Here is a 14,703-nt window from a genome sequence, read left to right as displayed (position 1 = left end):
CCGGTGTCACCTGCGACCGGCGCGGCGGGTCGGCGGTGAGACGGCCTCGGCCTGATCCTCGTGATCGCGCCACCTGCTCCAGCCGCGCTCCGGGCCGTGACCACCAACGACGACACCTCTGCAGCCATTGTTAGCGCTAACGTTCTGCGGCGGGATCAGGTGACATGTCACATGGCCCAGAGTGTCGGCGGGGCCACCGCCCATGTCAAGACTCGATTCGCCGCCGGCAAGGATCGCGGTCAACGACCTGCGGGCCGCCACCGCCGCGGCTGAAAGTTACACGTCCGGGGCCGTACGGCAGGCGCCGCCGCCTGCCAGCCGTCGCGCACTTTCCGCGGCGGCCCGCTGGGAGGCCGGCAGGCTCACCGGCGCGGCGGCCCGCTGGGAGGCCGGCAGGCTCACCGGCGCGGCGGCCCGCTGGGAGGCCGGCAGGCTCACCGGCGCGGCGGCCCGCTGGGAGGCCGGCAGGCTCACCGGCGCGGCGGCCCGCCAGGAGGCCGGCAGGCTCACCGGCGCGGCGAGCCTGCCGTACGGCCCGGGTGGCGGGTAGGCCTCCGGGTTCGTCTCGGGCCGTGGCCGTCTTCAGAGTGCGGGCCGAGTTCGGCACCGTCACGCCAGGTGTGTGGTCAGGCGTGCCGGGCCAGCCACCGGGCACGGTGCCGTTCCGCCGTCGCCCTGGCCCAGGAGCGGGCCTCGGCGGGGACCGGTTCGCCGCCCCAGTCTTCGAGGACCTCCAGCATGCCCTGCGCGAACAGCCGTCCCGTGTGCGTGAAGCGGCCGGCGGCCAGCAGCCGGCGTACCGCGTCGAGCGTCACCCGCCGCCAGAGGGCGAACCGGGCGGCGGCCGCCGGATCGTGCCCGAGCCTGCGTCGCCAGAAGGCGGTCACGCCCAGGTGGGCGTACGCGCCGTGGAAGAGGGCGGTGAAGGGCCGGGGATCGGGCCGCCACGGGGCGTAGTAGAGCTCGCCCGGTGCGGGCTCGGCCAGGTCGAACATCGTCATCAGGGCGTTGAGCTTCAGGTGCTGGGTCTCGTGGACCAGCGTCACGGCCGCCACCGCCGCGTCGCCGGGGGTGGACAGCGCCACACACCCGAAGGCGGCGCCGGCGCTGGCGCTCGCGCCCCCGGAGACCTTGGGCATGATCGGGGTCAGCATGGTGACGGCGGCGCGCACCTCCTCGGCGGCCTCCGCGTGGCCCTCGGCCAGGATGCCCCAGCCCGCGTCCAGCCGGTCGCGCAGCCTGGCCAGTTCGGCCCGGTCCAGCCTGGGCCGTCGGCCGGCCTCGCGCGGGAACCGGTAGGGATCGACGTCGTCGAGGGCGACCCGCCACTGCCCCGGCCCGGGGCCGAACCGCCATCTCCGCACCCCCCGCCACGCCCGCCGGCCGGGTGCGTCCCCGGCGACCTCGACCCGACCCTCGCGGGCCCGGACGGCGACGGGGGTGCGGTCCGGCGCGCCGGGCAGCCACAGCCCTCCGACGGAAGGGACGGTGACCCTGCCACGTTCGCTGAACAACGTCAGGGTGAGGTCCTCCCGGGCGTGGACGCAGATGGCGAGCGCGAGTGCCGCCATCCGTTCGGGCCGGGCGCCCGCCAGGTCGCCGGCGCGCAGCGAGCGGAGCGTGGTGAGCGCCCACAGGCCGACGGCCGGGTAGCGCACCACGTGCTCCGCCGCCCGTGGCGCGGCGCGGCCGAGCCGCCTGACGTGGTCGTATCCCACCTCGGCGGCCTCGGCGGCCGGGCCGCCGAGGCGGGCGCTCTCCGCCATCAGCCCGTGCAGGAGCAGCAGGTGCTTGCTGCGTTCGACCGCGGCGAGCGCGTGGACGGCCTCGGCGCCGCCGCCTCCTCTGGACAGGTCGCGGAACAGGCCGGCCGGCAGCGTGTGCGGGCTCGGGGTCACCGGGCGACGCCCTTCAGGGCGACCAGATCGGCCCGCACCCGCCGCCTGACATGGCTGATCAGCCGGTAGAGGTCGGGGCAGTAGACGGAGGCGTTGGCGAAGCCGGCGCCTGCCCGGTACCGGTGGGCGTACTGCCCTCCGCCGCAGGCACGGCGCAGCGTGCAGGCCCGGCACGGCGGCGCGAGCGCGGCGGGGCCGAGCTGCTGGGCGACGATCTGCGGGCGGAGCAGCGCCCGGTCGAACGGATCGGCGGCGACGTTGAGACGGCTCCGCCGCACGCTCCCCCGGGAGGTCTTCAGGACGTCGCCCTGCTCGATGCCGCCGTCGGTCTCCACCACGACGGTCTGGACGGGGGCCAGCCCGGCGCCCTGGACCGCCGACGTGCCGCCGAGCAGCAACTCCAGGAGGTTGTCGAACATCCGCACGCGCGCGGGCGTGCGGGCCGCGCCGTACCAGAGGTCGAAGATCGTGATCAGCCAGTCCGCGTACGGCGTGGCCGGGTCGTCCGCGAGGCGGGCGGGCGGCGGGCTCGACCAGTGCCCGTGCGGAAGCAGGAAGTCGATCATGGGAGGTTCGAGGTCGAGCAACGCCCGGTAGACGGCGGCCGGGTCGGAACGGGGGTCGACCACGCACAGCAGCCCGCCGTACAGGTGCCGGTAGCGGGGGGAGCCCAGCCGCCGCACCGCGCGGGTCACGGCGGTGTGGCTGCCGGCGCCCCGCGCGGTGCGGCGGTGCCGGTCATGGGTGGCGGCGTCGCCGTCGAGGCTGATCCCGACGGTGACGCCGAGCCGGTCGAACCGGTCGAGGTAGGCGTCGCCGAGGCGCAGGCCGTTGGTCTGGACGCTCACCTCGACTCGGGTGCCGTCGCCGGCGGCCCGCCGGATCGCGGTCACGGTGCGGGCGAGGTCGTCGGGCGGGCACAGGAGCGGCTCGCCGCCGTGCAGCACGACCCGGACGCGATCCAGTCTGTGCAGCCGGGCGTGCTCGGCGATGCGGGCGGCGGCCAGTTCGGTCACCGCGGGTGACATGGCCCGGGGGAGGTCACGCCAGCGCTGGTCGGCGAAGCGGTAGACGTAGCAGTAGTCGCAGGCGAGGTCGCACCGGCCGTGCACCTTGAGGACGAATTCCCGAAAAGGGAAGGGCTGCCAGCCGTCCGCCAGCAGGGCTGAGATGTCTAGATTGTCCGGCCATTCCGGTTCGGCTTCCCCGTCCGATCGATTATGACCGATATTCAAGGACCCTCCTGGTAAGAGCCGTGCACACACCGGGAAAGCGTCGTCCTCCCCGAAATAGGGCGGCAATCCGCTCTACAACGAAAACCAGAGGATTACGGGTTGTCAACAGATCGCGCTTTCGTATCATGTAAACGGTGGTCGCGCCCCGGTGCTCGCACGCGGCCAGGCGACCCGCCGGCGCCGATCGGACACGGCGTGGGCGGCGGGCACACGGGCGAGTGCCGACACGGAGGCGGGCGGACCGCGATGGAGGACGAACGCGACGATCTCGTCGCCGAACTGGTCGACCTGTCCAAACTGAGGCCCGGCGAACTCGACGCACTGCCCTCCGAGGCGCTCGCGCGGGCGCTGCGGCGTCTGGTGGAGGTCGACGGCAATGCGGAACCCCGCTGGGTGGGCCATCAGGACAGCACGTGACACCATTATGGTGAAGAGGCCAGGTGTTCGGGCTGAATAACGGTGCGCGACCTTTTTGTGATGTTTCATCGCATCTATACTTCCAACCCTCTCGTGTGCAGCCACTGGATATCTTCCGGATCGCACGGGAGGATCTGTCACAGGCGTGGCGACAGCGAAACGGAGCGCAATGGGCGACGTATCCCCGGTTCCCACTCCGGCCACCGTCATCGCGTGGCACTCCCGCAGAGACGGTGTGGGCCGTACCACCACACTGTGCAACGTCGCCCTGCTCCTCGCGGCCGACGGGCATCGCGTGCTCGTGTTCGACGCCGCCCCCGGCACCCCCAGTGCCCTCTCCTACCTCGACGGATTCCTCCCCGCCGGGGCTGTTCCGGGGGACGGCCCGGCCGGCGCGGTGCGGCTGGACCTGGGCATGCGGGGGAGCGTCGACGTCGCGCGGCCGGCGGCCGAAGGCGACGAGGACCCCGCCCGGCTGCGCGCGGAACTGGCCGCGTACGACTACGTCATGCTGGACGGCCCCGCGGCAGGGGGCCGGGAGTTCGTCGCCGCCGTGGCCGACACGGTCGTGCTGTGCTACTCCATGTCCCCCAGGTCGGTCGAGGAGGCCGCCGCGGAGATCGTCCTGCTCCACGAGGCCGCCGCGGCCCATCCCGTCATCGTGCCCCTCGCCATGCGGGTCGACCTCGCGGGCGGCAGCGGCCTCGAACAGGCCAGAACCCTGGCACGGACGCGTTTCGGCGCGCTCAGACCGGGCCTGGAGATCCCCTACCGGGCGGAGTACTCGGTGTCCGAGACGCTCGCGGTGCTCCGCGAGCCGCCCGGTTGGGCCGGCGGGCTGCGCGACTCGTGCGAGCGGCTCGCCGGAGTGCTCACCGAGGGCCGGGTCACCCCGCTCCGCCGGGTGTCGATCGTGCACGCGCCGCGCCGCCGCGCCTGGGCCGAATGGCTCGCCGCCCAGAGCACCCGGTACGGCACGCGCGCCGACCTGGTGACGCAGGACCGTCTGGGCAGCCTGCCCCCCGCGACCGGGCACCGCATCCTCGTGCTGTCCCCCGGCGACCTCGACGAGCCGTCCCTGCGCCGGTTGGACCGCCTGACCGGCGCCGTCGTGGTGAAGGTCGGGGCGGCGGATCCGGGCGGCCACGGGACACCGGGCACGCCCGGCGGGAAAGCGGCCGAGACACCCGGCCGGAGCGACCGCGCGACCGTCGGCCTGAGCGGGCACGAGGTGCTCGATCTGACCGGGCTGAGCGAGGAGGACGCCTTCGGTGCGCTCCGTTCGACGCTCGGCGCCGGGCCGGTCCCCGTGCCCTGGCGGGCCGGCACCGCCCGTTTCCCCGGCGTCCCGCCCGCCGTCGTCGCACTGCCGTCCCGCGAGCGCCCCTTCCTCGGCCGCGACCCCGTCCTCGACGGCCTGCGCGCCGTACTCGGGCCGAACAACAGCGGGCGGGCCGTGCTCACCGGTTCGGGGGGCATCGGCAAGACGCAGGCGGCGCTGGAGTACGCCACCCGGTTCCTGCCCGCCTATGACCTGGTCTGGTGGCTGGACGGCTCCGGCGCGGACGCGATCGGCACCGGCCTCGTGCTGCTGGCCGAGCGGCTCCGCCTGCCGCCCGGCGGTGACCCCCTCTCCGCCGTGCAGGCCCATCTGGTCTCGGGTCAGGTGCCACGCTGGCTGCTGATCTGCGACGACGTGACCGACGCGAGCGCCGTGGCCGACCTGATCCCGATCCCCGCCCAGGAGTCGGCCTGCACCGGGCATGTGCTGGCCACCACCAGGGAGAGCGGGCTGCTCGCCGGTTTCCGGCCGATCGAGCTGGGGCCGATGGACGTCGCGGAGGCCGCCGGGCTGCTCCGCACCCGGGCGCCGTGGGTCACCGGGCCGGCCGCCACCGCGGTGGTGGAGACGACCGGCCGGCTCCCGCTGGCGGTCGACCTGGCCGGCGCGTGGCTGGCGCGAGAACTCGGGGAGTCCGGCGCGGCGCGCGGATCGGCGACCGCCGACTCGGGCGACGACACGGTGACCGCCTTCACCACTCTCTTCGCCAGGGCTCCGCGTGCGCATGCCGGAACCCCCCGGGACGATTCCCAGATCTACGGCGTCATGGTGGAGCTCGCGTTACAGAAGCTGATCGCCGGAGCGGCGGGCCGGGCCGGGCCGTGGCTGGTGGAGGCGTGCGCGTTCCTGTCGCCGCGGGGAATCGGTCTCGCCCTGCTGCGGTCGCCTCCCATGATCCGCGAGATCGAGCGGGCCCAGCAGGCCGGCGAGGCGGCGACGATCGAGCCGACGCTGATCGACGCGGCCGTCCGTGAGGCCGCCGGGTACGCGCTGATCCAGGCGGAGCTCGGCAGGCCCACCCACCCGGTGCGGATGCACCGGGCGATCCAGGACGTCCTGCGCGGGCGGATGCGCCGCGCGCAGACCTTCGACACGCGCCGCACATCGGTCTCCCGCGCGCTGGCGGCCTGGGCTCCCCGTTACTTCGAGGGGATGGACGAGTCGGCCCGGGCGGCGATGGTGGAGCTCGACCGGCACCTGGAGCCGTCGGGGAACATCGTTTCCCCGGCCTCGCCCCAGGTCCGCCACTGGGTGCTCGACCAGCTCCGCTTCCTGCTCTCCGCCGGCCACCGCAGCGCCTTCGAACGCGCGGGCCGGCTGGCGGAGCAGGCGTACGAGCTGACCGGCAAGCCCGACAGCGAGTGGGCCCTGAACCCGGGGACCGTGCGTGAGGAACTCCTCATGGTGATGGCCCGGATGCATCTCCGGCTCGGTGACGGCAGGAAGGTCGTCGAGCTGTCGGAGGCCGCGATGCCCGGGTTGACCAGGGAGCTGGGCACGAGGCATCCGATGGTGCTCGAAGGCACCGGGGTGCACGCCGCCGGGCTGCGGGCGACGGGCGAGTTCGAGCTGGCCCACGACCGCTCCGACGCCGCGCTCCAGGGCCTGCGGGCGCTGTTCGGCGCCAACCATCCGCAGACGGGCCGGGCGATGAACAACTACGCCGTGTCCGCGGCCCTGATGGGTCACCTCGGCGACGCGCTCAGGGTCGCCGAGGACCGCTTCAGACGGCGCACCGACCTCTACGGCAAGGACGACAGGCACGCCTGGGGCACGGCCTGCAACATCGCCTACTACCTGCGGGAGCTCGGCGAGCTCGACCGGTCCCGCGAGCTGCTGAAGGAGGCCGTGCAGCGGCTGACCTATCTGGAGCGGTCCAGCGGGATCGAGCTGCCGATGGCGCAGCTCGGGCTCGCGATCACGGATCGGCGGCTGGGCCGCCTGGTCACGCTGCTCGACCGTGACCGGCAGACCCACGCGGCGCTCACGGCCGGGTACGGCCCGGCGAACATCGTCACGATGAGTTGCGCGGTGAGCCTGGACGCCGACCACTACGCGTTGCGCGAGTTCCACGAGGCCGCCGAAGGAGGACGCAGGACACTCGCCGACTTCGAACGTGAGATGGGTCCCGATCACCCGTTCGCACACATCTGCCGGATGAACCTCGGCGTCTACCTCCGTGCGGCGGGCGACCCCGCGGCGGCGGCCGGGCACGGCGAGCGGGCCATGACCGCGCTGCTGGACCGGCTCGGCCCGCTGCACCCGCTGTCGCTGGCGGCGACCGCCAACCACGCGGGCACGCTCGCCAGGCTCGACCGCCGCGTGGAGGCGCTCACCCTGGAACAACAGGCACTCGGCGGGCTGAACACCCTTTTCGGCCCCGAGCACCCGAATACGCTGACGGTCGCCGCGAACATTCAGATCACCCAGTCCGGCGATGAGAACCTGAGAAAAGCGATAGACGTCGAGATTCCGAGCTACTGACAGTAGAAAGGCAGCACGCAGATGGCTCCAGAGAGCGTCTCGGGCAACGCATGGGAGACGTCGCCGGAGGCACGCGGCCACCCGCTCGCCGAGCACCTGGTCATAACCAGGGCGGACCACTCCCAGCCGCCGTCGCACAACGTGATGATCGGGCACTGCGCCCGAGCTTTCGCGGACCTGTCCGGACCGCACTGCCTCGCGCACTTCGAACGGGGTTTCCGTGACTTCACCGTGGACGTCCTGGACGATCCCCGTGTCTCCGGCCGCGGCGCGGGGCCGGCCGACCGGGAGGCCTACGCGCGCTCGTTCCGCCAGTTCATCCTCGGCACGGAGCGTTCCGGCCGGGCCCTGGACGCGCTGCAGAGCGGCGAGCTGATGCGGACCGTCCTGGAGACTCCGGACGGCGCGGTCCACTGCGGGCGGGTCCGCCCCGGGCAGTACGTCGTGGGGTCCGTCACGGGCGTGGAGAGCGTGGACGTGATGGACGAGCGGATCTCGTTCCTGGTGAGCGACCTCCGCGTCAAGGTGTACCGGCTGTCCGACCAGGATCCGGGCGGCTACCACCAGGTGGTGGCCGTCGGCGGCGGCGACCGCGTCTACAGCCATCGCAAGGGCGCCGCGCCGCGGGACGTCCGCCTCGAACTGCTGAGGGCGTTGTTCGAATCCCACCTGAGCCTGGACGACCTGCACTACGTCGCCCTCTACCAGGGGTGGCGGTTCGCCGGCTCCACCGATCTCTTCGACAGCGAGAACCTGGGCCCCTGGTTCTACGGCATCTCGGCGAACCGGCGCAGGGATCTCTACGAGGGCATCTCCCAGTATCTCCGGGCCGAGCTGGCCCAGCTCGGCCGGGCCGTACAGCGGCTGATCGGCGGCCCGCCGCGGCGGCTGGTCCTGGACGTCGAGGCGGGGGCCGTGTACCTGCACTTCCTGGGCGGCGACGGCGACTTCCTGCTCGGCGTGACGCTCGACCAGTCCGCGGTCTTCACCGCGGAACAGCGGCTGCGGAAGATCGTCGGCTCGGTCCGGGAACTGCTCCAGCAGAATTGAGAAGCCCCACATTTGCCGCGCACGGAACCATCGGGTAATAGCGGTCGCGAGATATAAACAATGACTTCCTCGTCCCTTGGTTCTCGTTTATGATGCCTGCGGGTAATCAGTAATCCCGCGAGCGTTCCGTGCAGCACCGCCACCTATGGACGACGCTCACCCGACGCAGGGAGGCTCGTTGATTACCGTGGCGACGGGGAGGTCCGCTCTGGGGCCTCCGGTCCGGCGGTTGCTGTTCGCCCTCGCCGCCGCCGCGGCGGGGTTGCTCCTCTCGGCGCTGTTCGACCTGCACGCCCTCACGGACTCCTCCGCCTACATCGCCGGAGTCACGCTCCTGCTGGCCGTCGGCCTGTACGGCAGCGCCGCCGGCATCCCCGCCGACGCGGTGCGCGACGTGCGCCGGGTCGTAGTCGCGGTCACGATCGGCGTGCTGCTCAAGGCGGCGCTCATCGCGGCCGTCATGTTCCTCTTCTACCCGGGCCCCGCGTCGCTCATCCTGGGTGTGGCGGTGGCCCAGATCGACCCGCTGTCGGTCGCCGCCATGATGGCGCATTCCCACATGTCGCGGCGGGCCAAGGGGCTCCTGCTCGCCTGGGCGTCCTTCGACGACCCGATCACCGCGCTGCTGACGATCTACCTGTCGGTCTTCGCGCTCACCGGACCGGGTGACGGCGCCTCCGTGGTACGGCTGGAGCCGAGCCTCGGGCCCTACCTGGCCGGCCTCGGTCTCAACCTGCTGTTCGCGCTGGGGGCCTGGCTGCTGTGGCAGGCGCTGAACCGGCTGCCGATCAGCAGGACGCTCTTCCAGGTGCTCGCCGTGACCGGACTGGTAGGGCTCGGTGCGCTCGCGGTGTGGCAGTTCCTCATGCTCGGCGTGGCGCTGCTCGGCCTCTTCTACCGGCCCGCGCTGGGGCGGATCATGGACGGGTTGATCACCGTTGCCTTCTACCTGGCCGCGGTGGCGCTCGGCGTGCTGCTGATGGGCGGTGTGCAGCTCGCGGCGGGCGTCGTTCTGGGGGTGGCGGCCTTCGCCGCCCAGGTGGTCGTCGGAGGACTGCTCATCGCGCCGCGCCGGGCCGGCATCACCGACCGGGTCTACCTGGCGCTGGGGCAGCAGAACGGGATCACCGCGATCCTGCTCGCGCTCAGCCTGCAGCCGGTGTTTCCGGAGGCGATCCAGATCGTGGCCCCGGCGATTCTGGTGATCAACGTCCTGCACATCGTGACCAACGCCGTCTGGGATCGGCGGGCGGCCCTGCCCCGCCTGCTCAGCAGCGTCGGCACGTCGCCGGAACGCCCCGCCCTCGGCAAGGTGGCCCAGGTGTCCGGCGTCGCCGACATCGCGCGGCGCAGCTCCAAGCGGTTGGAGGCCGCGCTGGAGAAGGAGGCCGGCGGGTCACCGGAGTGGTGAGCGCACCTGGTCGAGCAGGTCCGACTCCACCTTGACGCCGAGTCCGTCGAGCGCCTCGACGAGTTCTCGCTGCTGCGCCGAGGCCACCACCTGATCGGTCAGCGCGGAGGACTCGCCACCTCCGCTCCCGTCGACGAGCCGGAACAGCGGGAAGTAGTCGGCGTTGATCTCATAGCGCTCGCAGATGACTTCGAGTTCGTGGATCTGGGGCGGGGTCAGGTCGCCCCGCTCGCGGGGGCCGACCTGGTCATACCAGCGGATCACCGCCTCCATGAAGGTCTCCACCAGCCGCTGGAACACGATCGCGATGCCGACGGTCTGGAACAGGTCGCGGGAGAGCCCGGGTTGCGTGTTCAGGGCGGGCAGCGGCGAGGTCGCGAAGACCCCGTCGTAGAGGGATTCGACGCCGCTCAGCGTCCTGAGCGCGGACAGGGCCCGGTCGAACCGGCGGCGAACCCGTTCGGGCAGCCTGTCCATGGCGCGCGACCGCTCCGCCGCCTCGCCGCCGGGCGCCGCTTGAGCCCGGCCGACGTTCCCGGCCAGCCGTTCGAGCATGCTGTGGGTGTAGCTCTGCTGGACGCTGACGCGGAGCACCTCGTCGCGGATGCTGTCCAACACCCCCTCGCGGCCGGCGTCGTCGAGCCGCCGGCGGGCCTCGATCATCTGTTCCCGCAGCCGTTCGCGGAAGCCGTGATGATCGAAGGTGAGCGGCTGCCGGGAGATTCGGCCGGCGACCTGCCGGCGGTCGGCGGGATGCAGGTAGCCGTTGACGACCAGGATCACCTCCTGGCCGCCCTTTCGCGCGAGGACGGCGTCGATCCGCCGGAGGATCCGCCGGGTGTCCTCGTTGCCCAGCAGCGAGTCGGTGACGATCACCGTGACCGCCGCGCCGTCGGCCGCCGCGGGTACCCGGAAGGCGTCGTCGTCCTCCGGGAGGTGCACCCAGCCGCCGGTCTCCAGCACCTGACGGACCTCGCCCAGGACCAGGGACGTCCGGGACATCTCGAACTTGGCCCGGATCGCCGCCCGGACCGTCGCCGCCTCGACCTCGGTCCGGGCGCCCGGCCGGAAGGTCGACTTCCAGCTGCCGTCGCACAGTTCGAGGATGAGCCGGGGATTGCCGTTGCTGAGCTCGACGATGGTCTTGACCACGTCGTTCGGGAACACCACGGGCGAGTCGGCGGGAAGGTACTGCTCGATTAGGGCTTTCGCCTGGTCCGCGTTGAATGGGTCGAGGGAGAGCACCCGCAGCCGCTGGTGGAACCCGGCGGAGAACCGGCGCAGGCTCTCCGGCAGCGCGCAGAAGACCACCAGCCCGCCCGTGTCGATGAACACGTTGACCAGTTTCTCCAGCGCCTGGAGGTTCTCGGTGCGCCAGGAGGCCGAATTCACGGGATCCTGGAGGAGCTTCTCCACCTCGTCGATCAGGAGCACGAACGGCTCGCCGGCCCTGCCGTACAGGAAGGTGAGGGTGGCGAAGGCGTTGAAGGCCTTGATGTCGTCGTCGATGGGCTCGTCGATGCCGCGCTCGACCAGTGTCTGGTCGGGGAACTTGCCGCTCAGCCACTCCCACACGGCGTGGGGTTTCTCGGTCAGGTCGAGGAGGGCGAGGTGGGTGGCCACGTCGTCGGAGTAGGTGACCCGGCGGAGCTCCTCGCGCATGGCGCGGCTGATGTCGTGCTCGGAGAGCCGGTAGTGGCTCGCCACCTCCGCCGCCGCCACCGTTCCCTCGCGCACCGCGGAGATCAGGTCCTCGGGGGCGTTGAGACCGGTGAGGACCTGGGCGGTGGCCGCGGCCAGGTGGAACTCGACGACCTTGGGGAACCGCTGGACGTCGAGCTCGCCGATGAGCTGCTGCCGGTACACGCTGAGGAAGCGGACCGGGGAGCTGACGGTGGAGAAGACGTGTGGCACGAAGGCGCCGGACGTGGGCGGGGGGAGGTGGGCCACGTCGCCGGTCAGGATCCGCAGCAGGTGGCTCTTGCCGGCGCCGAACTCCCCGCTGACGGCCACGCAGATGCCGCTGCCGCCGGACCGCAGATCCGTACGGGTCCGGGCGCCGCCCGCCTGAAGGTAGGCCTGGACGTAGGTGCGGCTCACGTTCAGCGCGTCGGTCCAGACCGTTTTGAGCCGGCGGAAGTCGTCGGGGACCACCACCGGAGTGGGCGGGAAGGGGTTCTTCGGGTCGTTCACACGACATCACCGTCCGGCCGCTGTAACGCTTTCCACGTTTGGTCCCCGTTGAGGAGATAAGGCGCGAAATGCTCGTGCTGAAGCCTGTCCAGATCCGCCGACTCGAAGATCTCGTTGAGGATGTCGCGCCACTTTCCAATGCTAGCCAGGTCGGGGCGCTGGTCGCGGAAATCGTTCACCGCATTCTCGTCCACTTGCACGGAACTTTTGGCCTTGCGCAGCTTCTGCCGTATGTAGCGGAGGTAGTCGTCGGGTTTCAGGGGCCCCACGTGCATATGGAAGAAGTACCGGTCGGGAAAATCCGTCAGGTCCTTGGGCAGCGCCGCGCCGATCTGCCGTGGATCGTCGCCGGCCGTCGTGGTCAGCTTCTCCAGGAGGGCGGGGGAGCTCTCGGCCAGGAACACGATCCTCCTTCGCGCGAATCGCATGTGGTCGCTGAGGCGCTGGAGCGTGTCGATGGGCGGCAGCAGCACCACCACGTAGTTGTTGTACTTCTGAAGATCGTTGCTGAGGGCCGCGTATCCCTCGGCCGCGTCGGCGGCCACCCGGCTCCCCGCGGAGAGCTTCACCCCCCTGTTCATCAGGTAGCCGGTCACCTCCCTGTAGCGTTCCCGGTCGTCGGCGTTGTCGAACCTGAGCCCGCCGACGGTGATGACCCAGACCCGCGGCAGCGGGCGGGGGCGGGGCCCTCCCGCCGCCCTGATCCGAAGGATCTCCAGGTCGGCCCGTCGTTGCAGATAGGCGGCACAACCACCGAGCAGGGTGGACTTGCCGTGGTTCTTCCTGCCGGTGACCAGGACGAGGTGGCCCGCGTGGTCGAGGTCGCCGAGGTCGCTGAAGTTCCTGCAGAAGGTCGCGTACATCCGGACCATGTCGTCGACCAGCACGTAGGCGTTCCGGTGACCGGGGAACCGCCACGGGCGGAGCGGGTCGCCCTGATGGACGAAGCGGCCGCCGCCGGGGTAGCCGAAGGGGTTCATGGCGCCGGATCACCCGAACCCTCCTTCGCCGGCCATCTCGGCACCAGCCGTTCCACCGTGGCCGCCAGGTCGTTCGCCCGATCCGCGACCCGGCCGATCGCCTCGGCGCACCTGGTCCTGAATCCCTCCCTGCCGCCGGTCTCGTCCGTGGCGGCGTGCCACTCGCCGGCCGTTCCCCAGGGCACCTCCCGCTGCCCTCTCAGCTCGCCGAGCAGCCGCCGGCTCCGCGCCGCGCCGCGCAGGCGCATCGCGCAGACCAGGGAGAGCTGTGTTTCAAGATCCAATAGGGCGCTCCTGACCTGTGTGTCGACCGGCTGATCCCCCTCGTCGGCCAGCCATTCGTCCATGTACTCGCCCGCGGCCCTGCGGTAGGCGACCGCCGCGGTCCGCAACTCCGCGGCCACCTTGGCGGTACGGTCCCTGCGCACGTGCCAGGAGGTCGCGGCCAGCGTGAGCAGCCCGCCGATCACCACCGGCACCATCCCGCCCACGATCCCCGGCCACGGCCCGGCCGGCTCCTTCAGCTGACTCGGCACCGCGCCGATCAGCGCGGCGCAGGCCCGGGCGAACGCCGAAGGGCTGGCCGTGCTCCACACCTGCGCGGGCACGGGCGTGCCCGACATCATGACGTGCCCGTCGAACGACGGCGACGGGGCTGGAGAGGGGGACGGCGACGGGGACGGCCGGGCGGGGGAGGCGGGACGTGGCGCGGGGCTGGGCCGCGGCGGCGGGCTGGGTGCGGGCGACGCGAGCCGGAGCGCGGCCGCCGCCTGGATCAGGTCGGCGCGGTGTTTGGCCTGCAGGCAGTAAACCGTGCGCGCGTCTTCCAGTCTCCGGTCGTCGTCGGCGTGTGCCGTGCCGGCCCCGGTCAGTGCGATACCGGTGACCCACACACCGAGAGCCAGCAGTCTGGCGACCCAATCGACCATGCCACCTTCCCGAGTGCACCGCAGGTGACCCTAGCCCAATGGCACCATATAAAACGTACCCTTCACATCACGCTATGTCATCGAATCCATTCGCGCCCTTTGTGCGCGGAAAGATGGGCGGCGATATTCACTTCGGTCCTTCCGAAAACGGGTTATCCGACCGTCACCGTTACGCTGCTTTCCCCGATGTCCGGCGATCGTGATCAGGCCGTCCGCCTGCGGGCCGGGCAGTAGGAACGATCCGGGGCGTCGCGGGTGGTGGCCGGTGGCGCTACCTTGTCTCAGGTGGAGGAGATCGATCGCAGGATAGTGACGCTGCTGGCGCTGGACGGCCGGATGAGCTTCACCGATCTGGCCAGGGAGACCGGGCTGTCGGTGTCGGCGGTGCACCAGCGGGTCCGGCGGCTGGAGAAGCGCGGGGTGATCCGGAGCTACGCGGCGGTCGTCGACCACGACGCGGTCGGGCTGCCGCTGACCGCCTTCATCTCGATCAAGCCGATCGACCCGGCCGCCCCCGACGACGCCCCCGAACGACTGGCCCACCTCGGCGCGATCGAGGCGTGCCACAGCGTGGCGGGCGAGGAGAGCTACATCCTGAAGGTGCGCGTCGCCAGCCCCGCGGAGCTGGAGGAGTTGCTGCAGCAGATCCGCGCCGCCGCCAACGTGTCCACCCGCACCACGGTCGTCCTCAGCACCCCCTACGAGCACCGGGCCCCGAACTTGACTCCGGAAGAAGCCCCGCCAGGCGGCAGCCCCTGAGCGGG

Annotated in this window: 11 protein-coding genes; 6 read left to right on the top strand and 5 right to left on the bottom strand. The window is 71.7% G+C overall.

What is annotated here, in order from left to right; all coding sequences use genetic code 11:
- The first annotated feature begins 202 nt into the window (after window positions 1-202).
- The gene (locus MBA17_RS16495; RefSeq protein ID WP_238497353.1) at window positions 203-550 is read left to right on the top strand and encodes a hypothetical protein; all 348 of its coding nucleotides are present in this window, start codon (window positions 203-205) and stop codon (window positions 548-550) included.
- Window positions 551-626: 76 nt separating this feature from the next.
- On the opposite strand, the gene MBA17_RS16490 is transcribed toward MBA17_RS16495, so the two are convergent.
- Both MBA17_RS16490 and MBA17_RS16485 read right to left on the bottom strand, forming a co-directional pair.
- On the bottom strand, window positions 627-1,898 hold the full coding sequence (locus MBA17_RS16490) for an aKG-HExxH-type peptide beta-hydroxylase (RefSeq protein ID WP_238497352.1): 1,272 nt from the start codon (window positions 1,896-1,898) through the stop codon (window positions 627-629).
- Window positions 1,895-3,133: an FxsB family cyclophane-forming radical SAM/SPASM peptide maturase gene (locus tag MBA17_RS16485; protein WP_238497351.1), complete on the bottom strand. Its 1,239-nt coding sequence runs from the start codon at window positions 3,131-3,133 to the stop codon at window positions 1,895-1,897. Before MBA17_RS16485 ends, MBA17_RS16490 begins: the two co-directional genes overlap by 4 nt.
- Before the next feature lie 246 nt (window positions 3,134-3,379).
- Between MBA17_RS16485 and fxsA the strand changes: the two genes are divergently transcribed.
- From fxsA to MBA17_RS16465, 4 genes are all read left to right on the top strand, one after another.
- The gene (gene fxsA / locus MBA17_RS16480; protein ID WP_238497350.1) at window positions 3,380-3,550 is read left to right on the top strand and encodes an FxSxx-COOH cyclophane-containing RiPP peptide; all 171 of its coding nucleotides are present in this window, start codon (window positions 3,380-3,382) and stop codon (window positions 3,548-3,550) included.
- A gap of 169 nt (window positions 3,551-3,719) precedes the next feature.
- Window positions 3,720-7,376, top strand: a complete 3,657-nt coding sequence (fxsT, locus tag MBA17_RS16475; protein ID WP_238497349.1) for an FxSxx-COOH system tetratricopeptide repeat protein — start codon at window positions 3,720-3,722, stop codon at window positions 7,374-7,376.
- A gap of 21 nt (window positions 7,377-7,397) precedes the next feature.
- Entirely contained in the window at window positions 7,398-8,426 is a 1,029-nt protein-coding gene (locus MBA17_RS16470) for a hypothetical protein (protein ID WP_238497348.1), read from the top strand.
- 178 nt (window positions 8,427-8,604) lie between these two features.
- Entirely contained in the window at window positions 8,605-9,837 is a 1,233-nt protein-coding gene (locus MBA17_RS16465) for a hypothetical protein (protein WP_238497347.1), read from the top strand.
- On the opposite strand, the gene MBA17_RS16460 is transcribed toward MBA17_RS16465, so the two are convergent.
- From MBA17_RS16460 to MBA17_RS16450, 3 genes are read right to left on the bottom strand one after another with little or no spacing between them, the layout of a single operon-like run.
- Window positions 9,823-12,030, bottom strand: a complete 2,208-nt coding sequence (locus tag MBA17_RS16460; RefSeq protein WP_238497346.1) for a BREX system ATP-binding domain-containing protein — start codon at window positions 12,028-12,030, stop codon at window positions 9,823-9,825. The genes MBA17_RS16465 and MBA17_RS16460 overlap by 15 nt on opposite strands.
- Entirely contained in the window at window positions 12,027-13,010 is a 984-nt protein-coding gene (locus MBA17_RS16455) for a hypothetical protein (RefSeq protein ID WP_238497345.1), read from the bottom strand. Before MBA17_RS16455 ends, MBA17_RS16460 begins: the two co-directional genes overlap by 4 nt.
- Window positions 13,007-13,939, bottom strand: a complete 933-nt coding sequence (locus tag MBA17_RS16450) for a hypothetical protein (RefSeq protein WP_238497344.1) — start codon at window positions 13,937-13,939, stop codon at window positions 13,007-13,009. Before MBA17_RS16450 ends, MBA17_RS16455 begins: the two co-directional genes overlap by 4 nt.
- Window positions 13,940-14,224: 285 nt before the next feature.
- Between MBA17_RS16450 and MBA17_RS16445 the strand changes: the two genes are divergently transcribed.
- Window positions 14,225-14,698, top strand: coding sequence for an Lrp/AsnC family transcriptional regulator (locus tag MBA17_RS16445; RefSeq protein ID WP_238497343.1), 474 nt, complete (start codon window positions 14,225-14,227; stop codon window positions 14,696-14,698).
- The last annotated feature ends 5 nt before the right edge of the window (window positions 14,699-14,703 follow it).

The sequence above is a fragment of the Dolomitihabitans soli genome, assembly GCF_022213955.1.
Taxonomy (GTDB): domain Bacteria; phylum Actinomycetota; class Actinomycetes; order Streptosporangiales; family Streptosporangiaceae; genus Streptosporangium_A; species Streptosporangium_A soli.
Note: the sequence above shows the minus strand (reverse complement) of the source record. Positions and strands in the feature narration are given on the sequence as shown.